Origin of the sequence: Streptomyces iconiensis, assembly GCF_028657195.3 — a bacterium.
Taxonomy (GTDB): Bacteria; Actinomycetota; Actinomycetes; order Streptomycetales; family Streptomycetaceae; genus Streptomyces; species Streptomyces iconiensis.
This window is the reverse complement of record NZ_JANCPR020000033.1, coordinates 90,072-108,427: the sequence shown is the minus strand read 5'-3', so window position 1 is coordinate 108,427 and position 18,356 is coordinate 90,072. Positions and strand designations below refer to the sequence as shown.

Annotated in this window: 18 protein-coding genes and 1 pseudogene; 5 read left to right on the top strand and 14 right to left on the bottom strand. The window is 69.9% G+C overall.

Translation table 11 applies throughout. From position 1 onward, the window contains the following. Positions 1 to 156: 156 nt before the first annotated feature. From pstB to pstS, 4 genes are all read right to left on the bottom strand, one after another. A complete protein-coding gene (gene pstB, locus NMN56_RS29020) occupies positions 157 to 933 on the bottom strand; it encodes a phosphate ABC transporter ATP-binding protein PstB (protein WP_274044833.1) in 777 nt (258 codons plus the stop codon). A gap of 13 nt (positions 934 to 946) precedes the next feature. After that, positions 947 to 2,035 (bottom strand): phosphate ABC transporter permease PstA, encoded by a 1,089-nt coding sequence (pstA, locus tag NMN56_RS29015; protein WP_274044834.1) that lies wholly within the window; start codon positions 2,033 to 2,035, stop codon positions 947 to 949. After that, a complete protein-coding gene (gene pstC / locus NMN56_RS29010) occupies positions 2,035 to 2,988 on the bottom strand; it encodes a phosphate ABC transporter permease subunit PstC (RefSeq protein WP_274044835.1) in 954 nt (317 codons plus the stop codon). The genes pstA and pstC overlap by 1 nt, the downstream gene beginning before the upstream one ends. Before the next feature lie 268 nt (positions 2,989 to 3,256). Further along, positions 3,257 to 4,384 carry a phosphate ABC transporter substrate-binding protein PstS gene (gene pstS / locus NMN56_RS29005; RefSeq protein WP_274044836.1) on the bottom strand — a complete coding sequence of 376 codons (1,128 nt, stop codon included), beginning with the start codon at positions 4,382 to 4,384 and terminating at the stop codon, positions 3,257 to 3,259. Positions 4,385 to 4,935: 551 nt separating this feature from the next. On the opposite strand from pstS, the gene NMN56_RS29000 reads away from it, so the two are divergent. Next, on the top strand, positions 4,936 to 5,940 hold the full coding sequence (locus tag NMN56_RS29000) for a C40 family peptidase (protein ID WP_430542733.1): 1,005 nt from the start codon (positions 4,936 to 4,938) through the stop codon (positions 5,938 to 5,940). 246 nt (positions 5,941 to 6,186) lie between these two features. Then, entirely contained in the window at positions 6,187 to 7,713 is a 1,527-nt protein-coding gene (locus tag NMN56_RS28995) for a SpoIIE family protein phosphatase (RefSeq protein WP_274044838.1), read from the top strand. A gap of 124 nt (positions 7,714 to 7,837) precedes the next feature. Here NMN56_RS28995 and NMN56_RS28990 read toward each other — a convergent pair whose 3' ends face one another. The 4 genes from NMN56_RS28990 to NMN56_RS28975 all read right to left on the bottom strand — a co-directional run bounded on the left by NMN56_RS28990 (position 7,838) and on the right by NMN56_RS28975 (position 10,760). After that, positions 7,838 to 8,170, bottom strand: a complete 333-nt coding sequence (locus NMN56_RS28990; RefSeq protein ID WP_274045055.1) for a DUF2516 family protein — start codon at positions 8,168 to 8,170, stop codon at positions 7,838 to 7,840. Positions 8,171 to 8,303: 133 nt separating this feature from the next. Beyond that, positions 8,304 to 9,029, bottom strand: coding sequence for a hypothetical protein (locus NMN56_RS28985; RefSeq protein WP_274044839.1), 726 nt, complete (start codon positions 9,027 to 9,029; stop codon positions 8,304 to 8,306). A gap of 44 nt (positions 9,030 to 9,073) precedes the next feature. Then, positions 9,074 to 9,454: a helix-turn-helix domain-containing protein gene (locus tag NMN56_RS28980; RefSeq protein ID WP_274044840.1), complete on the bottom strand. Its 381-nt coding sequence runs from the start codon at positions 9,452 to 9,454 to the stop codon at positions 9,074 to 9,076. Between the two features lie 70 nt (positions 9,455 to 9,524). After that, positions 9,525 to 10,760, bottom strand: a complete 1,236-nt coding sequence (locus tag NMN56_RS28975; protein ID WP_280842825.1) for an erythromycin esterase family protein — start codon at positions 10,758 to 10,760, stop codon at positions 9,525 to 9,527. Positions 10,761 to 10,828: 68 nt separating this feature from the next. Here NMN56_RS28975 and NMN56_RS28970 point away from each other — a divergent pair, with 68 nt between their 5' ends. Then, positions 10,829 to 11,428 carry a TetR/AcrR family transcriptional regulator gene (locus tag NMN56_RS28970; protein WP_280842827.1) on the top strand — a complete coding sequence of 200 codons (600 nt, stop codon included), beginning with the start codon at positions 10,829 to 10,831 and terminating at the stop codon, positions 11,426 to 11,428. Positions 11,429 to 11,584: 156 nt separating this feature from the next. Here NMN56_RS28970 and NMN56_RS28965 read toward each other — a convergent pair whose 3' ends face one another. Both NMN56_RS28965 and NMN56_RS28960 read right to left on the bottom strand, forming a co-directional pair. Beyond that, the gene (locus NMN56_RS28965; protein WP_274044843.1) at positions 11,585 to 11,707 is read right to left on the bottom strand and encodes a hypothetical protein; all 123 of its coding nucleotides are present in this window, start codon (positions 11,705 to 11,707) and stop codon (positions 11,585 to 11,587) included. A gap of 99 nt (positions 11,708 to 11,806) precedes the next feature. Then, positions 11,807 to 12,817 (bottom strand): NADP-dependent oxidoreductase, encoded by a 1,011-nt coding sequence (locus tag NMN56_RS28960; protein ID WP_274044844.1) that lies wholly within the window; start codon positions 12,815 to 12,817, stop codon positions 11,807 to 11,809. A 136-nt stretch (positions 12,818 to 12,953) separates the two neighbouring features. Between NMN56_RS28960 and NMN56_RS28955 the strand changes: the two genes are divergently transcribed. Continuing rightward, the gene (locus NMN56_RS28955) at positions 12,954 to 13,535 is read left to right on the top strand and encodes a TetR/AcrR family transcriptional regulator (protein WP_274045056.1); all 582 of its coding nucleotides are present in this window, start codon (positions 12,954 to 12,956) and stop codon (positions 13,533 to 13,535) included. Here NMN56_RS28955 and NMN56_RS43390 read toward each other — a convergent pair. Beyond that, a pseudogene (locus tag NMN56_RS43390) lies at positions 13,522 to 13,644 on the bottom strand (VOC family protein); the annotation flags it as partial. The gene NMN56_RS28955 and the pseudogene NMN56_RS43390 overlap by 14 nt on opposite strands. 4 nt (positions 13,645 to 13,648) lie before the next feature. Next, on the bottom strand, positions 13,649 to 14,485 hold the full coding sequence (locus tag NMN56_RS28945; RefSeq protein ID WP_274044845.1) for a helix-turn-helix domain-containing protein: 837 nt from the start codon (positions 14,483 to 14,485) through the stop codon (positions 13,649 to 13,651). A gap of 366 nt (positions 14,486 to 14,851) precedes the next feature. Here NMN56_RS28945 and NMN56_RS28940 point away from each other — a divergent pair, with 366 nt between their 5' ends. Then, the gene (locus tag NMN56_RS28940) at positions 14,852 to 15,766 is read left to right on the top strand and encodes an alpha/beta fold hydrolase (protein WP_274044846.1); all 915 of its coding nucleotides are present in this window, start codon (positions 14,852 to 14,854) and stop codon (positions 15,764 to 15,766) included. A gap of 318 nt (positions 15,767 to 16,084) precedes the next feature. Here the strand turns inward: NMN56_RS28940 and NMN56_RS28935 are convergent, their stop codons facing one another. Both NMN56_RS28935 and NMN56_RS28930 read right to left on the bottom strand, forming a co-directional pair. Then, a complete protein-coding gene (locus NMN56_RS28935; RefSeq protein WP_274044847.1) occupies positions 16,085 to 17,008 on the bottom strand; it encodes an RNA polymerase sigma-70 factor in 924 nt (307 codons plus the stop codon). 258 nt (positions 17,009 to 17,266) lie between these two features. Next, entirely contained in the window at positions 17,267 to 18,352 is a 1,086-nt protein-coding gene (locus NMN56_RS28930; RefSeq protein WP_347178679.1) for a TSUP family transporter, read from the bottom strand. Positions 18,353 to 18,356: the final 4 nt, after the last annotated feature.

The following is an 18,356-nucleotide window of genomic DNA, read 5'->3' as shown; positions in this document are numbered from 1 at the left end:
TCGTACGACCTCCGCAACGGCTGCCCCACGGGAACCCACGGTGGCACCGCCATGCAGCACCGCGGGCGTTCGGGGGTGGAGGGCACAAGGCCGGCCCGGCCGACCCGGCCGGCACGGGCAGGGGGTCTGGCACCGCGGGCGGTCTGAGGGGTGGTCTCACCCGAAGCGGCCGGAGATGTAGTCCTCGGTGGCCTGGACGGACGGGTTGGAGAAGATCCGCTCCGTGTCGTCGACCTCGACGAGACGGCCTGGCTCACCGACGGCCGAGAGGTTGAAGAACGCGGTGCGGTCCGAAACCCGCGCCGCCTGCTGCATGTTGTGCGTCACGATCACGATCGTGAACTGTTCCTTCAGCTCCCCGATCAGGTCCTCGATGGCGAGGGTGGAGATCGGGTCGAGGGCGGAGCACGGCTCGTCCATGAGCAGCACCTGCGGTTCGACGGCGATGGCGCGCGCGATGCACAGCCGCTGCTGCTGGCCGCCGGAGAGTCCCGAGCCGGGCTTGTTGAGGCGGTCCTTGACCTCGTTCCAGAGGTTGGCGCCCTGGAGGGACCGTTCGACGACCTCGTCGAGGTCCCGCCTGCGTACCTCGCCGTTGAGGCGCAGGCCGGCCGCCACGTTGTCGTAGATGGACATCGTGGGGAACGGGTTGGGGCGCTGGAAGACCATGCCGATGGTGCGGCGTACGGAGACGGGGTCGACGCCGGAGCCGTAGAGGTCCTCGTTGTCGAGCATCACCTTGCCCTCGACGCGCCCGCCTGGGGTGACCTCGTGCATGCGGTTGAGGGTGCGCAGGAACGTGGACTTGCCGCAGCCGGACGGGCCGATGAAGGCCGTGACCGAACGGGGCTCGACCGTCATGGAGATGTCGTCGATCGCGCGGAAGCTGCCGTAGAAGGCGGAGAGCCCGCCGACGTCGATGCGCTTGGCCATGGGACTCACTCTCTTAGTGCTTGGGGGCCTTCCAGCGGGCGATGCCGCGGGCGACCAGGTTGAGGATCATGACGAAGGCGATCAGCACGAGGGCCGCTGCCCAGGCGCGGTCGTAGGAGGGCTCGTTGCCGTTGGCCCACTGCTCGTAGATGTAGTACGGCAGGGAGGACTGGGCGCCTTCGAAGGGGTTGCCGTTGATCTGGGCCGAGCCGAAGACGAGCAGCAGCACCGGGGCCGATTCGCCCGCGATACGCGCGACGGCCAGCATGATGCCGGTGGTGATGCCGCCGATGGCCGTGGGCAGTACGACCTTGAGGATCGTCTTCCACTTGGGCACGCCCAGGGCGAGCGAGGCTTCCCGCAGCTCGTTGGGTACGAGCTTCAGCATCTCCTCGGTCGAGCGCACGACGATCGGCATCATCAGGATGGAGAGGGCCATGGCGCCCGCGAATCCCGAGTAGCCGAAGTCGAGGATGATGATCCAGAACGAGAGGACGAAGAGGCCGGCGACGATCGAGGGGATGCCGGTCATCACATCGACGAAGAAGGTGACGGCCTTGGCGAGCTTGCCTGTGCCGTACTCGACCAGGTAGATCGCAGTCAGCAGCCCGATGGGCGCCGCGATCACGGTGGCGAGGCCGACCTGTTCCAGGGTGCCGATCAGCGCGTGGTAGATGCCACCGCCGGGCTCCAGCGTGATCACGCCGTTCATGGAGTGGGTCAGGAAGTAGCCGTCCAGTACCTTCACGCCGCGCGCGATGGTCTCCCAGATGAGGGAGGCGAGCGGGATGACGGCGACCAGGAAGGAGACCCACACGAGGCTGGTCGCCAGCCTGTCCCTGGCCTGCCTGCCGCCCTCGACGGCTCCGGCGAGCACGAGGGTGAGCACGATGTAGAGCAGCGCGGCTATCAGGCCCCACTGGACGCGGCTGTCGAGGCCGCCCAGCGCACCGATGCCGGCGCCGAGCGCGGCGGAGACGGCGGCGAGGCCGAGCGGGGCCCAGCGCGGCAGGCGGGGCTGGCGGAGCGAGGGGCCCGCGGGTGCCGGGGCCGTGGGGCTGTCGGGTCCGTCCGGTGCGTCGGGGAGGAATGTCTGGCTCATCAGGCGTTCGCTCCCGAGTACTCCTTGCGGCGCGCGATGATCAACCGGGCCGCTCCGTTGACCAGCAGGGTGATGACGAAGAGGACGAGGCCGGAGGCGATCAGTGCGTCACGGCCCATCGAACCGGCTTCCTTGAAGCCGGCGGCGATGTTCTGCGCGAAGGTGCCGCCGCCCGGGTCGAGCAGGCTGGCGCTGATGAGGAAGCTCGGCGACAGGACCGTGGCGACGGCCATCGTCTCGCCCAGCGCGCGGCCGAGGCCCAGCATGGAGGCGCTGATCACGCCGGAGCGGCCGAAGGGCAGCACCGAGATGCGGATGACCTCCCAGCGGGTGGCGCCCAGCGCGAGCGCTGCTTCCTCGTGCATCTTCGGCGCCTGCCTGAAGACCTCGCGGGAGACGTTGGTGACGATCGGCAGGATCATGATCGCGAGCAGGATGCCGACCGTGAAGAGGGAGCGCGCCGCACCGCCCTCGTAGGCGAACAGGCCCGTCCAGCCGAGGAACTGGTCGAGCCACTCGTAGAGTCCGGTCAGATGCGGGACGAGGAAGAGCGCGCCCCACAGGCCGTAGACGATCGAGGGGACGGCGGCCAGCAGGTCGACGACGTAGCCGAGGGTGGTCGCCATCTTGCGGGGCGCGTAGTGCGAGATGAACAGCGCGATACCGACGGCGACCGGCACGGCGAGCACCATCGCGATGATCGAGCTGACGACGGTGCCGAAGGCGAGGACGGCGATGCCGAAGACCGGCGGGTCGCCGTTGGCGTCCCATTCGAACGTGGTGAGGAAGTTGCCCTCGTCCGCGCTGATGGCGAGTGCCGCACGCCAGGTGAGGAAGACCGCGATGGCGGCCATGATCACCAGCAGGGCTATCCCGGATCCCCGGGAGAGCCCGAGGAAGATCCGGTCCCCCTTGCGGGCCGCACCCTGGGTGGGTGGGTTTTCTATTGCCATGATTTCTCCGGTCTGAGGTGCGGGTCCGTTGCGCGTCGTGCGTGCTCGCGGGCCCTTGGCGGTGCACCGGATGGGTCCTTGCCCTCCGCCCCGATCTCCCTTTCGCGGGGAGGCAATTCGGGATATTTGGGGCGGAGTGCGGCGTACGGGGGAGCGGCGGCGGCGAGTTGGGCGCCGGTTGGGCGCCTTCCCCCGGCCTCGGTCGGGCCGGGGGCCCACCGCTCCGTCTCGCTTCCCGCCTCCATGGCGGGGAGGGTCGCGCCGGGGGTCAGCTCAGGCTGTCGATCGTCGTACGGACCTTGGCGATGATCTCGTCGGGGATCGGCGCGTAGCCCTTGTCGCCGAGAGCCTTCTGGCCGTCCTCGCTGGCGGTGTACGTGAGGAAGGACTTCATCGCGTCGAGGGAGTCCTTCTTGTTGCCCTTGTCGCAGGCGATCTCGTACGTGACCAGCACGATCGGGTAAGCCCCTTCGGTCTTGGTCTTGTAGTTCAGTTCGAGGGCGAGGTCCTTGCCCTTGCCGGTGACCTTGGCGTCGGCGATGGCCTTGGAGGCGTTGTCCGTCGTCGCCTCGACGGGCTCGCTCGCGCCGGTGTCGAGCTTGACCGAGTTCAGGTCGTTGCCGGTCGCGTAGGACAGCTCGACGTAACCGATCGCGCCGTCGTTCTGCTTGACGTTCGTCGCGATGCCCGAGGAGCCGTCGGCGCCCTGACCGCCCTTGCCCGCCCATGCCTTGGCGGGCTCGTGCTTCCAGGCGGAAGGCGCTGCGGAGTTGAGGTACTTGGTGAAGTTGTCGGTGGTGCCCGACTCGTCGGAGCGGTGGAACGCCTGGATCTTGGTGCCCGGCAGCTTCGCGTCCGGGTTGAGCTTCTTGATCTCCGGGTCGTTCCACTTGGTGATCTCCGAGTCGAAGATCTTGCCCAGCGTCTCGGCGTCCAGGACCAGATCGTCGACCCCGCTGACGTTGTACGTCACGGCGACGGGGCCGCCGACCATCGGGAGGTCGATGCCCTGTCCGCTCTTGCAGACCTTCTTGGACTGCGCGACCTCTTCGGGCTTGAGCGCCGAGTCGGAACCCGCGAAGGCGGTCTTGCCCTGGAGGAACTCCTGGATGCCGGCACCGGACCCGGTGGGCTTGTAGTTGATCTGTGTGCCGCTGCAGGCCGACTGGTAGGTCTGCGTCCAGATGTCCATCGCGTTCTTCTGCGCGCTGGAACCGGACGCCAGCAGGTTGGCGTCTTCGCCGCACTTGATGTTGGAGGCGGCCTTCGAGGTGCTCTCGCCTCCGGAGCCCCCGGAGTTGTTGTCCGAGCCGCAGGCGCTCAGGACCAGGGCGCCGGAGACCGCGAGAGCGCCGACAGCTGCGGCGCGGAGCCGGTTCGTGCGCTGAAGCTTCACTGTCGTTCAGTTCCTTCCTGGGGGCCTGTGAGCGGACGGTCATGTTCCGGGTGGTCGGCCGTCCGGCTCTCTGGCTATGTGGCGCGACCCCCGTTTCACGGAGCGGCGCGCTCTTGGTAAGGCCGAAATTAGGCAGATCAGGTGAATCGGCCAACGGGGCTGAGTGAACGCGGAGTGAACCTCGGCAGTCAGACCGGTGCGCAGTCGTGCCGCCGGCCTGTTGCCGCGCGTCCACCCTGCGCTGTGTGCCGGTGTTGTGGCCCGGCGCCCCGTGCGGTTGTCGCCAGCCGTGCGCGCCGTTGTGGCGTCCGCTGTGGCGTCCGTTGTGACGGCAAGCACACCCGCCCACCCGCCCGTCGCCCTGGAATCTTCCCGGGACCCGGTGCGTACTCCTCAGTACGTGACTCTGTTGGTTTCCGCGAGTACATGGCACCATCCGCTGAGTTGGCCTGAGTTGACCATACAAACAGGGGGTGGCCCGGGTGGGACGGCCGCAGATCAGCTCGACCCTCTCGTCCAGTCGCCGTGCCGCGCTCGTCGTGGCCTGCGCCATGGGCATGCTCGCGGGGCCCGCGCTCGGCACGGCACAGGCGGAGCCGGAACGGCCAGGACCCGCCAAGAAGCCCGGTCTGGAGCAGGTACGCAAGGACATCGAGCGGCTGCACGACAAGGCGGGTTCGGCGACGGACGCGTACAACGCGGCCGAGGACAAGGTCAAGAAGCAGCAGAAGGCCGTCGTCCGGATCGCGAAGAAGATCGACTCCACCCAGGGCAGGCTCGACAAGCTCAGCGACACCGCGGGCGCCATGGCCCGCGCCCAGTACCGCACGGGCGGCATGCCGGACGAGGCCAGACTCATGCTCGGCAAGGACCCGGACGCCTTCCTGCGCGAGGCGTCGCTCGTACGCAAGGGGCAGCAGGCCACCCGCGGATTCATGGGCTCGCTGTCCAGGACCCGTACGGCGCTCGACGGTTACGCCAAGGACGCGACCGACCAGTACGAGAAGCTGGAGAAGAACCGCGCGAAGAAGGCGGCGGCCAAGAAGAAGATCACCGCTCAGCTCAAGAAGGCCAAGCGCATGGAGTCGCGCCTCAAGAAGGAAGAGCGCGAGCGGCTGCGCGAGCTGGAGGAGCAGGCGGCGCAGAAGCGCCAGGCGAAGTGGCTGAAGACCGGTGCGCTCAAGGGCGTGAACGGCAAGGGCTCGGGCGCGGGCAAGCGTGCCCTGGACTGGGCGACCAAGCAGATAGGCAAGGACTACGTATGGGGCGCCCAGGGCCCCAACACGTTCGACTGCTCGGGCCTGACCATGCGCGCCTGGGAGGCGGCGGGGGTACGGATTCCGCGCACGTCACAGGAGCAGTGGAAGCAGCTGCCCCGGGTCCCGGTGTCCAAGATGCAGCCCGGCGACCTGATCATCTACAAGAAGGACGCCAGCCACGTCGGCCTCTACGCGGGCGACGGCGCCCTGCTGCACGCACCGCGTACCGGACGGCAGATCACCGTGGAGGGCGCGGGGACGATGCCGATCCTGGGGGTTGTGCGGCCGGACAAGTGATGTTGGTCATGCACGGGGTGGCGAGTGGGGGCCGGCTGGGCCCGAACTCCCGCCGGACCGAGGGCATATGACGTAGACCCTTTCCCTCCAGCCATTCCGTACGCCCGAGCGAGGGCGCTAAGGTCCCTTCGGAAAGCCCGGGATGACGCGCAACCGACCATCGCACGCCGTTCCGGGCTGAATACTGGCGGCGATGCCGACCCGCGCGCCGCCACGCCCTCGGGGGGAGGGAAGAGGTTTCGCATCATGCCTGTTAGCGCGCCTTCAGCCGCGGCTTCGCCGGAGGCGGCTGGGCAGGAGCGGGCGGACACCGGCGGCCTGACGCTGCTGGTGATCGAGGACGACCCAGCGGGCACCGTGAGCGTGCCCGGGATGCTCGACTCGTCCGGCAAGCCCGTGCGAGTACGTACGGCCCGCAATCTCACCGAGGCCGCACGCCTGCTCACGGACGACGTCCACTGCATCCTGCTCGACCTGGCGCTGCCCTGCGAGGAGGGCGGCGGGCCGACTGGGCCCGCCGAGGCCGCGGTGACGGGAGCCGAGAGCCCTGGCCCCAGCGGCACACGGGGTCAGGCGAAGGGCGCCGGGGGCCCGGGGTGCCGCCTTGAGTACGCGGACTCGGCGGCCCCGGCCGGCCCGGTGGGTGACGCCGGATACGCGGGGCAGGTGCGGGGCGCTGCGGGCGTTGCGCGCGGCGAGTTCATCGACGGGCTCAGCGGCGACGGAACCGGCGAGGACGGCGGGGAAGGACCTGACGGCGAAGCGGAGGACGGCGAGGCCCGTGCCGAGGGGCCCGACGAGCTGGCCATCCTGCGCCGAGTGCTGCGCATGGCGCCCCGGCACGCCGTGCTCGCGCTCACCGACGGCACCGACGCCGAGCGCGCGGCCGACGCCGTACGGGTCGGAGCGCAGGACTACCTCTTCCGCGACGAACTGGACGGCAGCCTGCTGACCCGCGCCATCCGGTACGCCGTCGAACGCAAGCGCGCCGACCTCGCCCAGCGGCAGCTCACCGAGACCCGGCTGCGGGCCCAGGAGAACGCCAGGCTGGAACGAGGACTGCTGCCCAGGCCCCTCCTGGAGGGCAGCGAACTGCGCTTCGCCGCGCGCTACCGCCCCGGCCGCTCCCGCGCCCTGCTCGGCGGCGACTTCTACGACACCGTGCGCACCGCCGACGGCACCGTGCACGCCATGATCGGCGACGTGTGCGGCCACGGCCCAGACGAGGCGGCGCTCGGCGTCGAACTCCGTATCGCCTGGCGCGCGCTGACCTTCGCGGGGCTGTGCGGTGACACGCTGCTCGGCACGCTTCAGAAGGTGCTGGAGCACGAGCGCGACAGCGAGGAGATCTTCGCGACGCTCTGCACCGTCGACATAGACCCCGACGGGCGCAGCGCGGGCGTCTGCCTCGCCGGACACCCCTCCCCGCTGTTCGCGGGGAGCGGCGGAGCCGCGCCGAAGCTGCTGCCGTACGACGAGAGCGGACCGGCGCTCGGGCTGCTCCCGCAGGCGCGCTGGCCGCGCAGGCAGGTCACGCTGGGACGGTCCTGGAGCCTGATGATGTACACCGACGGGCTCATCGAGGGCCATGTGAACGGTCAGGGCCGTGAGCGGCTGGGCCAGCAGGGCATGCTCGACATCGTGGCCAGGCGGCTGGCCGAGGGCGCACGGGGCGAGTCGTTGCTCGACGCGACGATGGGCGACGTACGGAACCTCAACGGCGGTGAGCTGACGGACGACGTCGCGGTCCTGCTGCTCGACCGCGACAAGTGAGGCCGGTCGGCGGCGTGCGCGCGTCAAGCGAGCGGGACCGCCTACTGGGAGGGGCGGTCCGTGGGGGTTCGAGCGGGTGCAGGAGCAGGTGCTGGTGCGGGGCGTACGGGGTGCGGCGTACTGGTCAGCGGCCGTTGAAGGGCCCGTAGGGACCGTCACTGCTGCTGCCGCCCCTGCGCTTGGGGCCGCCCATGACCTGCTTGAGGGCGGGGCGGACGTCCACGATGTAGACGATCGTGGCGATCAGGCCGATGATCTGGAGCAGCATCATCGGTACCAGCAGGTTCACCAGCACGGTGATGCCCAGGATGATCAGCCAGAACTGCTTGTTCTGCTTGTCGGCCGCCGTGTAGGCGTCCCCGCGCCGCATCGCGCTGTCCACGAGCGCGAACACTGCCAGGGCGAGGATCGCGATGTTGATCAGCCAGAGCACAGTCCCGAAGCCCTGCATCAGCATGGTGCTCACACTCCTGGTCGGTCTCTTCGCTCACTTTGAGGGGGCGGTGACGGACAACGGTACCGCAGCACGGGAGGAACGGGCCGAGCACATAAAGGGTGCTCTGCCCGCTCCACCCCCGTACCGAAACCCCTCACGACTCCGTCTTGGGAGCCGTCTTCCGGGGCGTGGACGTCGTCTTGCGGGTCGCGCTGGTCTTCTTGGCCGACGAGGCGGCGGAAGTCGGCTTCGAGGAGGTGGCGGAGCCGCCCGCCTTCGACGAGGCCGCCGCTGAGGTCGACCTGCCCGGCTTGGCCTCGCTCTTCGCCTCGCTCTTGGGCTCGTCCTTCGCCTCGCTCGTGGCTGCGCCGCTCTTCTCGCTCGTGGCGGCGGTGCTCTTCGTGTCGGTCCGGCCCGTGGTCTGGCCCGGAGCCTTGCCCGAGGCGCCGGCGGTGGGCTCGGCCGGCGGTTCGGCGACCTTGACGGGCTCGCGCTCGACGGTCACCTCGGGGGCCTCGCTGTCCTCTTCACCGCGCCAGTTCTGCACGGCCTCGCGACCGCGTTCGGCCAGCTCGTCGTAGGTCTCGCGCGCCTTGACCGCGTACTCGGCTGCCACGCCGAGGCTCTGCAGCGCCAGGTGCTGCGCCTGCTCGCGCAGCTTCTTGATGTCGGTGTCGATCCCGCCCAGGGTCTCGCTGACCTTGGCCTGGGTCTCCTTCGCCTGCTGGGTGAACCGCGCCTGGACCTCCTTGGGGTCGGCCTCCCGCACGGCCGCGATGCGCTGGGGTGCCTCCTCGCGGAGCTTGTCGATCACGCCGGCGGCGAAGTAGAGCGGCGTCGGGTCGGTGAGGGTCTTGCGCAGGTCGTTCGCGTTGGGCATGAGGGTGCGCCTCCGTGGCTGAACTGGCTTCATGTGCTGGTCTGTTACGACTTCTCGCGCGGCTGGTCCGCGCCGGCGGGACCGTTCTCCTTGCGGAACGACTCGTAGATCTGGAGCAGCGCCTGCTTCTGCTGGTCGTTGATCGACGGGTCCGCGAGGATGGCCGCCGGAACCTGCAACAGGTCCTGACGGTCACGTTCGTCGAGGATTCCGGCCTGCACGTAGAGCGTCTCCGCCGAGATCCGCAGCGCCTTCGCGAGCTGCTGCAGAATCTCCGCGCTCGGCTTACGCAGCCCCCGCTCGATCTGGCTCAGATACGGGTTCGAAACCCCCGCAGCCTCGGAGAGCTGCCGCAGCGACAGCTTGGCGTTCCGCCGCTGCTCCCGTAGGAACTCCCCGAGATTGCCGACATTGAGCGAGGCCATGTCCCCACCCTGCACCCTTCTGCTAACTATTGCAAGCAGCTCGCTTGCAAATGTTGCCGGACCTGGAGGCTCAGGTCGCGTGGAATCCGTCCGTGGTTCGCAGCCGCGGGAGGTAAGCCACCGCGTCGAACGCCTCGAACACCGGGGTCTTGAGGAACTCGTCCTGTGAGCGGAATTTGCAGAAGGTGTCGGCATCCTCCACATCGGCCTCCCTGAGGTCGGCGACTGTCAACGCCGCGGTGCCGTCGAAGGCCGCTTCGACGCTGCCCGGTTCGGGTGCGGGCAGGGCGCGTTCGAGGAGTCGCATCCCGCTCGGTCGGTCGGCGTCGAAGTCTCCGGAAACCACGTGTCCGTGGTTGCCTGTCGCGGCGATGGCGACGTAGTCATCGCCGAGCACCTTGCGCAGGTGGTATCCGGCAGGAAAGAGACCAGTTGGCCCGTCGTGCTCAACCTCTGCAGTGCGGATGTGGACGTTGTGCAGGGCGAGGACGATCCTCGCATCAGGCTCGTGATCGAGACGCCGGAGCACCGACTCGGCCACGAACGCGTCCAGCGACGTCGTGCCGACCGACAGCCCGCAACCCGACACATCCCGGTACAGGTGATCGATCAACCAGGCGCCGCGCAGGTAGGTCATGGCGTCGTCGACCGATGCCCGCCCAGCCCTCATGCTCTCCAACCGGGCGAGGAGACGGCTCAGGTCCGCGGTAAGTGCGTCCCGGACGGACTGATCAAGTGCCTGGTAACGCGCGATCGTTCGGAACGGGTCATCGTCGTAGAAGCTACCGGCAGCGGTCAGCGCCCGGTCCAGCAGCGGGATCGCGTCCGGGTCTGTCCGCTGCAGGCAGGTGCGGAGCCTGCGCAGTTCGGGTACGCCACCGTTGCCCGCGAGCGTTCCGGCAAAGCGCACCGGGCGCTCTGCCGTCGTGTTGTGCTCCCGCATCCAGGTCAATGCGTCGTGCATGTCCTGGCACGCGGTCAGGGACATGTCGGGTGTGCCGGTGAGCGCGGCGAGGTCACCGGGACCACCACACACCCAGCCGTCGAGTGACTCGGACTCGACGTACGGCGATTCGAAGGCGTACACGCTGAACCCGCACCGTTCGACGAGGAACCGCAGCAGGCGGTGTCGGAGCAGGTAGAACTCCCGGACGTGGTGGGCGCTCTCGCCGATCGCGACCACCCGCGCGCCACCGATCAACGCGCGCAGCGGCTCCAGGTCGTCCAGTGGCGCCTCCGGGTTGATCGTTCCAGCGGTGAACGCCCGCTCACGAACCCATTGAGCGAATTTCATCCCGGCCCCCAAGCCTTGACAGACGTGTCTAATTTATTGAACCTTACATGGCTGTCAAACATTGCTTACGATGGTCGGCGATGCCGCACCACAACCCCGACACCCCCCGAGCACCCCGCCGCGCCGACGCCGAACGCAGCCGGACCGCGATCCTCACCGCGGCTACACGCGTCCTCGGTGCGCAACACGACGCCGGCCTCGACGACATCGCTAAGGCGGCAGGGGTCAGCAGGCAGACCGTGTACGCGCACTTCACGTCACGGGAGACACTGATCAACGCGGTGTTCGACCATGTGACCGAGGGCGTCGTCGCCGCCATGGATGCCGCTATGAACGAGACCGTCGACGGGGAACCGGCCGAGACCACCCTCATACGGCTACTGTCCGCGAGCTCCCACGTCGCTGACCAGCTGCCCATTGTCCTGCGCGACCAGCCGCTCACTTCGGAACGAGCACACGAACTGCACCGCCCGATTGTTGAACGGTTTGCCGAGGTGATCGAGCGTGGCCAGCGGAGCGGAGAGTTCAGCGACCGGCTTTCGTGCCACTGGCTGGTCGCGGCGATCATCGCTCTCGTGCACACCGCTGCCGACGAAGTCGATTCCGGGCGCATGACAGCCAACGACGCCGAAGCCGCCCTCCGCATCAGCCTCCGCAAGCTGACCCTTCCCACCCAGTGACGTGAACGGTCAACGCCGCGTTCGATCTTCTTCGCCCTTCTTCGCCGGCAGATCCTCCTGGCCGACTGAGTGGGACCGTTCACGAGCGAGCTGGTGTGCGGTTGACGAGGCCCGCCCGATCATGCCGATCGGGCGGGTCCTGCTGTCCGGTAGGGATCAGGCGTCGGCGGGCTTGGCGCGCCGGCGCAGGAAGGCTTCCAGGGGCAGCGTGTTCGGGTGGAGGCGGCGCAGGGTGGGGATGTCGGCCTGGTAGCCGCTCTCGGCGAACCACTGGAACATGTGCTCGGTGACGGGCTTGGGCTCCAGGGGGTGGGGACGCCGATTCCGGGGGCAGGTGGGCTGGCCGGGTGCTGGTCGGGTCGGGGGGACGGCTCGTTCCTAGGCGACCGTCAGTACGATCTTGCCCTGGATGTGGCCCCGGGCAGCGCGTTCGTGTGCCGCTCGGGCGTCCGCGAGCTTGAACGTGCTGTCGATCGCGACGCGGACCGTTCCGGCGTCGAGCAGGCGCCCCAGTTCGGCGAGCTGCGCACCGTTCGAGCGGACCTGGGTGCCCGAGACCGTGACGCCGAGCCGCGCGGTCTCTTCTTCGTCGTATTCGCCGAAGAACACGGGGAACAGGGCGCCCCCGCGCTTGAGCGTGCGCAGGAAGCGGCTGCTGTGGGGGCCGCCGACGGCGTCGAGAACGAGGTCGACGTCGTGCACGAGTTCTTCGGCGCGGCTCTCCGTGTAGTCGATGAACTCGTCGGCGCCGAGTTCCCTCAGGAACGACTCGTGCGCGCCCGACGCCACCGCGGTGACATGTGCGCCCTTCCACTTCGCCAACTGCAGCGCGAAGTGCCCCACGCCGCCCGCGGCGCCGTTGACGAGCACCGTCGTTTCGGCGCCGAGCGGCGTCGGGCGATGGCGTGCCTCCTGGAAGGGCGACGGGTGATCGTGTCCCAGCTCGATCAGGAACTGCCACGCCGTCAGCAGTGACATGGGCGCCCCTGCGGCGTGCACGTGGTCGATGCCGGCCGGCTTGGGCGCGAGATCGGAAGCGGGCGCGGCCACGTACTCGGCGTACGCGCTGCCGTCGAAGCTGGGGAAGCGAAGGAGGCCGAAGACCTCGTCGCCGACCGAGAAGCCCTCCACGTCCGCGGCGACGGCCTCCACGACCCCCGACACGTCCGTCCCCGGAATCACGGGCAGGTCGAACTTCGGCCTCGTCTCCGGAGGCAGATTGCTCAGCCCGTCGCGCAGGTACCAGTCCGGGGGATTGACGCCGACCGCGTGCACGCGAACGAGCACCTCACCCGGCCCAGGATCGGGGATCGGCACCTCATCGTCGCGCAGAACCTCGGGGCCGCCGTGCTCATGCAGCCGGACCGCTCTCATCGTGTGCGTCGACATCGTTTTCTCCTGTCCGCGCTGCGGGATACGCTTATTCGGATCGGTGGTCCACATAAGTGAACCGCTGATCCGAATATATGGACCAGTGAACCGGTTGGTCAAATGGGCCACTGAACCGGATAGACAAGAGGGGCAGATGCGGGCCGACGCCAGGAAGAACCACGACCACCTGCTCGCGGCAGCGGGCACTGCCATCACCGAGCAGGGTGTCGACGTATCACTGCGTGACATCGCGCGCAGGGCCGACGTCGGGCTCGCGACGCTGCTGCGGCACTTCCCGACGCGCGAGGCGCTGCTCGATGCCCTGCTCCGCACGAGCTTCGATGAACTGACGGCACAGGCGGCCGAACTCGAAACGTCGAGCTCACCGGAAGACGCTCTCGTTTCGTGGCTACGCGACTGCGTCGCGTGGACGACCGAGTACCGGGGCGTGACCGCGCTGATGGCAGCCGCCATGGAGGACACCGAATCCGCTCTCCACGCTTCGTGCGTCACCCTGCGCGCGGCCGGTGCCCGGCTCCTCGCACGCGCTCAGGACGCGGGTGCGGCGCGGACCGACATTGACGGCACCGATCTGTTCGCGCTCGTGGCGGCACTGGCCTGGCTCGGCGACCAACCCTCGCTCGCGCCCCGCGCCGATCGCCTCTTCGCGGTCGTCGCGAGCGCGGTTCTGACGAGCGCGGGGAGCGGCGGGGCCGAGGGGCGTCCTCGCCGGTGAGGCCGGCGCATTCGGCGTCGGACCGCGGGTGGGGTTCCGGGCCGGTGGCCTGCTGGTAGTACGCAGCCAGGGCCTGCGGGTCCGGGCAGTCGAGCGTTGTCACGCGCACCTCATCAGCGGGCGGACGGCACCTCCGGGTCGGTCGGTGGCCGTTTCCGTTCCTCCGGGGAACGGCCGGTTCTCGTGACGGGTGGGGCTTGGCCGGGCCAGGCGAGGTCGTCGACCGCGAGGAACGGTTCGTCGGCGAGAGTGGTCGGCGTGATTCCGGTGAACGCACGGACATTGCGGTGGAGATGGGACTGGTCGTAGTAGCCGGATTCGGCCGCCGCGCCCGCGGGAGTCCGGCCTGCGGCCAGGCGGTGGGCGGCATGGTGGAAGCGGACCAGTTTCGCCGCACGGTGCGGGGTGAGGCCGATGTGGGACCGGAACCGGGCCCACAGGCGCTGGCGGCTCCACCCGACCTCGGCAGCCAGTTCCTCGACCCGGATGCGGCCACAGGCGCGGACGATCCGGTTCCATGCGTGGGCCACCTCGGGAGGCATGGCCCGTTCCGGCCGTCCCGCCTCGTACCGACGGACGAGCAGGGTGTCCAGCAACGCGAACCGGTCCTGCCACGAGGGTGCCTCGCTCAACTGTTCCTGGACGCGTTCGGCGTCCCGCCCCCACAGCTCGTCGAGGGCGACAACCGCGCCTTCGAGTTCGGCGGCCGAGGTGCCCAGCGTGGTGTACGCGAGCAGCGGCGACAGGCGTATCTGCACGGCCTCCATGTCCCGGCCCCGCACCTGCAGATCGCTGAACGCCAGCCCTGCGACGAGGGCTCCCGGCCGGCGGCCGGTCGCGTCTTCGACAACCAGCGTGCCGGGGTTGAAGGCGAGGGCCAGGGTCACGGCCGGGTGCGGGATCGCCCGGATGTCGATCGGCCCGGAACCCTGCGCACGGAACCCCGCCATGCTGACGCCCCTCAACCGGCTGCGCCCTGACGGCTGTACGACGTCCAATCCCGTGGGTGTGGGTGTGTGCGTGCGCTTGTACCCAGCAGACCGCATGCCTTGATGCTAGGAGCCGCCTTTCGCGTCGGCAGCTGTTTCCGTGCTGGGGGCCGCCGTCTCCGTGCGGGGGCCGCCGCTTTTGCCGGGGCTGCCGCTTCCGTGCCGGGAGCCTCTTCGCCCTGGCGGGCCCGTGTGGGTGGGTGTGGGTGTGTGGGTGGTCGGCGCGCGTGGTGCTCGTCCGCCGTGCCGTGTAGGCATTACGTGCCATACCGGTGACCGCGACATTTGTGCAAGACGCGCACCGGCCGGACCGGTCACGGTGGGCGCATGGTGAAGAACTCGCGGACTTCGTTCCGTTTACTGCCTCAGAAAGCGTCGGGCGCGGAGAACGCGCGTCCGTCCGGTGCCGGCGGCGAGGTGTACGTCGTACAGGACGGCCCGGCCGATGCCCCGGCACTCGTCCTGATCCACGGCCTCGCTGCCTCGGGCAGGAGCTGGGAACCGCTGGTCCCGCTGCTGGCCGAGAGCCATCATGTGATCCGGATCGACCTGCTGGGGCATGGCCGGTCGGCCAAGCCCGACGGGGCCGACTACGCGGTACCCGAACAGGCGCGGCGGGTCGGTGAGGTACTGGACCGGCTGGGGGTCGGCCACGCCCTCGCGGTCGGGCACTCCAGCGGCGGCTCGGTGGTCACGGCGCTCACCGAGCGACGGCCTGACCTGGTGACCGCCGTCGCGCTCCTCAACTCAGGGCCGCACATCGGTGCCCACATCTCACAGGCGCCCCTCAACCGGCTTCTGCCGCTGCCCGTCATCGGGCAACTGCTGTGGCGGCTGCGTACCGACTCCCTGATCCGCCGGGCGGCGGCCACGGCGGTCACCCGTGACATCGAGATCCCCCAGGCGGTCGTCGACGACGTACGAGGAATGACCCATCACGGGTTCATGGCGGGCTCCCAGGCATCCAGCGACTACCTCCGGCGGCGCCCGCTGCCGGATCGGCTGGCCACCCTCGGTAAACCGCTGTTGGTGGTCTTCGGCGACGAAGACCGGCGATGGCACTCCTCTTCCGCCGCCGACTACCGCGCGGTGCCCGGCGCCAGGATCGAGATGCTCCCCGGCGTCGGGCACTCACCCCCGCTTGAGGAACCGCGACGCACAGCCGAGCTGCTGCTCGCCTTCGCCGCCGCCGCTCATCCGCCGCCCGTACGCCGCACACGGGCAGCGGAACGGGACGGCTGAGGCCCGCGGTGCGGAGCGCCATTGCGGACGGCGCCGTTGCGGCGCTGCCGCGGAGGGCGCCACCGTGGACGGCGCCGGGTCCGGTCCGAGCGACACCGGCCGGGCCCGGGCAGCCCCGGCCGGGTCAGGCAGAGCGGTACCGGCGTATCCGGGCCCCGGCATCCGGGCATCCGGGCATCCGGGCATCCGGGCATCCGGGCATCCGGGCATCGGAGCCTCCGGCATCCGGACATCCGGACATCCGGACGGACTGTCCGCGCTCACCCCGCAAGCTGCCGCGTGCCCTCGCCCCGCAAGCTGCCGCGCATCCTCGCCCGGTCAACGCGTGGGCCGGCGGGCCTCTTTCGCCTCGCGGTGGGCCTCCCAGGCGTTCGCCACCGGGCCTACGTGTCCGAGCTTGTCGGGATTGATCACCGCGCGGACCGTCTGGATACGTCCGTCGAGTACGTCGAGCGTCCAGGTGGCGAGCACCTTGTCGCCCCGGTCGCGGAAGATCGCGCCCGGCTGGCCGTTCACCTCGTGTGGCTCCAACGTGCCGCCGATCCGCAGGAACGGGGGGAAGGACGAGGCGAGCACGCGGGCCACCTTGTCGGAGCCGAAGATGCCGCTGCCCCACTGCGGGGCCTTGCCGCCCGCGTCCCCGACCATCTGGACGTCGGCGGAGAGCAGTTCGCGCAGCCCGTCGACGTCGCCCTCACGGAGTGCCTCGAAGAAGCGGCCCGCCAATTCTTCCCGTTCCCTGCGGTCCGCCTCGAACCGCGGGCGCCCCGCTTCCATGTGGCGCCGTGCCCGTACCGCGAGTTGGCGGCACGCCGCCTCCGACCTGCCCACAGCCGACGCGACCTCGGGGAACCCGAACGCGAACACCTCCCGCAGTACGAAGACCGCCCGCTCCAGCGGACTGAGCCGCTCCAGCAGCAACAGGGCCGCCATCGAGACCGAGTCGGCCAGTTCCGCCGACCGCGCGGGGTCCTCGTAGGGGTCGGTGAGCAGCGGCTCGGGGAACCACTGCCCGACGTACTCCTCCCGCCGGAAGCGGGCCGAGCGCAGTACGTCGATCGAGATCCGGGTGACAACGGCGGAGAGGAACGCCCTGGTCGACGTGTGCGGCGTCGCGGAGGATTCGTAGCGCAGCCAGGTCTCCTGAACCGCGTCCTCCGCCTCGCTCACGCTGCCGAGGATGCGGTAGGCGATCGAGAACAGCAGCCCTCGCAGTCCCTCGAACTCCTCGGTCCTGGTCACGTCGGCGCCTCCCCGCAGCTCTGGCGCCACGAGGGGCAGCGCGGCTCCCGCCGGCCCCGGGCCCCGGGCCGCGGCACCAGCCGTCCGCCGGCTCCGGGCCGCGGCACCAGCCGTCCCCCGAGACCCTCGGCCCCGCCTGCCACGAACACCCGCATGACCATCACCTTCCCGATTCCGAACCGCTCTCGATGCGAAGACGAGACAGGCCGTACGGCTGTGACATCGGCCCGGTCTCCTACGCCGACGAACCGCACTCACTCAGCCCGAGAACAGCATCGCGACCGTCACCACACCGAGGAGCGCGATGTAGGACCACGCGTAGGCGCGGTCGGGTATGCGGGGCGGGCGCCGCCGCAGTACGGCGATCACCGGCAGGGCGCCGAGCAGCAGTGCACCCGCGGCGCGGAGATCGACGAGCCCGACGAGCTGTATGTGCGCGTGCGCGGCGTCAGGCCCGGCGGCACCGCCGAGGGAGACCACGGCCGCGGGGAGCGCGATGGCGAGGGTGAGCGGGTTGGCCAGCGCGGTCGCCACATGCATCGTGTGCCCGGCCCGCCGCATCGCCGGAACCGTCATCACGCTGCCTCCCACGCCGAGGAACGCCGCCACCGCACCCGCGGGTGCGCCGAGTACGGGCGACAGCGGTCGCGGCGCCTTGTCGGGGGCCGCCCCTTCCGTTTCGGTCGGCCTTTCGGCTTCGGTCGGCTCTTTGGCTGCGGCTGGCTCTTCGGTTTCTGCCGGTCCCGTCGCCCCGGCCGGTGCTGTTGCTCCTGCGGACCTCGTTGCTCCGGCCGGTCCTCCGGTCGGTCCCGTTGCTCCGGCCGACTCCGTCGCTCCCGCGGACCCCGTCGCCCCGGCCGACCCCGCCGATGCCGTCACCCCGGCCGCCTTCGCCGCTCCCTTCGCGGACCCCTTCGCTGCTCTCTTTGCCCGCCCCTTCGCCGACCCCTTCGCCGACCCCTTCAGTGCCTGCGGGCGCAGGAAGCCCGGGCGCAGGAGCAGGTCGGCGATGGTGAGCGCGACGTAGGCGACGAACAGCCAGCGGGCCAGCTCGGCCGGGGCGTGCCGGGTGGCGAGCGCGCCGACCGAGGCGCCGACCGCCAGCAGGGCGAGCAACGCGCCGCTGCCCCGTAGCCCGGCGAGTACCCGCCGTGGGGTGACGGCGGTGGCGAACCCCGCATTCACCACCATGACCAGGGCCGACGTTGCCGTCGCCACCCGCATCGCGTCTCCGCCGAGGGCGGCGTCAGCCCACACCACGACAGGGACGGCGACGAATCCGCCGCCGAACCCGAACAACACCGTCGTGACTCCGGTCAGGAGCCCGATTCCAAGCAATGCCACATCG

What these genes read in the sequence shown, in the direction of transcription:
- pstC (WP_274044835.1), bottom strand. Translation starts at nt 2,988, where the DNA reads ATGGCAATAGAAAACCCACCCACCCAGGGTGCGGCCCGCAAGGGGGAC.
- pstA (WP_274044834.1), bottom strand. Translation starts at nt 2,035, where the DNA reads ATGAGCCAGACATTCCTCCCCGACGCACCGGACGGACCCGACAGCCCC.
- NMN56_RS28980 (WP_274044840.1), bottom strand. Translation starts at nt 9,454, where the DNA reads ATGGCCTCGCTCAATGTCGGCAATCTCGGGGAGTTCCTACGGGAGCAG.
- NMN56_RS28995 (WP_274044838.1), top strand. Translation starts at nt 6,187, where the DNA reads ATGCCTGTTAGCGCGCCTTCAGCCGCGGCTTCGCCGGAGGCGGCTGGG.
- NMN56_RS29000 (WP_430542733.1), top strand. Translation starts at nt 4,936, where the DNA reads ATGGGCATGCTCGCGGGGCCCGCGCTCGGCACGGCACAGGCGGAGCCG.
- NMN56_RS28960 (WP_274044844.1), bottom strand. Translation starts at nt 12,817, where the DNA reads ATGTCGACGCACACGATGAGAGCGGTCCGGCTGCATGAGCACGGCGGC.
- pstB (WP_274044833.1), bottom strand. Translation starts at nt 933, where the DNA reads ATGGCCAAGCGCATCGACGTCGGCGGGCTCTCCGCCTTCTACGGCAGC.
- NMN56_RS28970 (WP_280842827.1), top strand. Translation starts at nt 10,829, where the DNA reads ATGCCGCACCACAACCCCGACACCCCCCGAGCACCCCGCCGCGCCGAC.
- NMN56_RS28990 (WP_274045055.1), bottom strand. Translation starts at nt 8,170, where the DNA reads ATGCTGATGCAGGGCTTCGGGACTGTGCTCTGGCTGATCAACATCGCG.
- NMN56_RS28940 (WP_274044846.1), top strand. Translation starts at nt 14,852, where the DNA reads ATGGTGAAGAACTCGCGGACTTCGTTCCGTTTACTGCCTCAGAAAGCG.
- NMN56_RS28955 (WP_274045056.1), top strand. Translation starts at nt 12,954, where the DNA reads ATGCGGGCCGACGCCAGGAAGAACCACGACCACCTGCTCGCGGCAGCG.
- NMN56_RS28985 (WP_274044839.1), bottom strand. Translation starts at nt 9,029, where the DNA reads ATGCCCAACGCGAACGACCTGCGCAAGACCCTCACCGACCCGACGCCG.
- NMN56_RS28965 (WP_274044843.1), bottom strand. Translation starts at nt 11,707, where the DNA reads ATGTTCCAGTGGTTCGCCGAGAGCGGCTACCAGGCCGACATCCCCACC.
- NMN56_RS28945 (WP_274044845.1), bottom strand. Translation starts at nt 14,485, where the DNA reads ATGGCGGGGTTCCGTGCGCAGGGTTCCGGGCCGATCGACATCCGGGCG.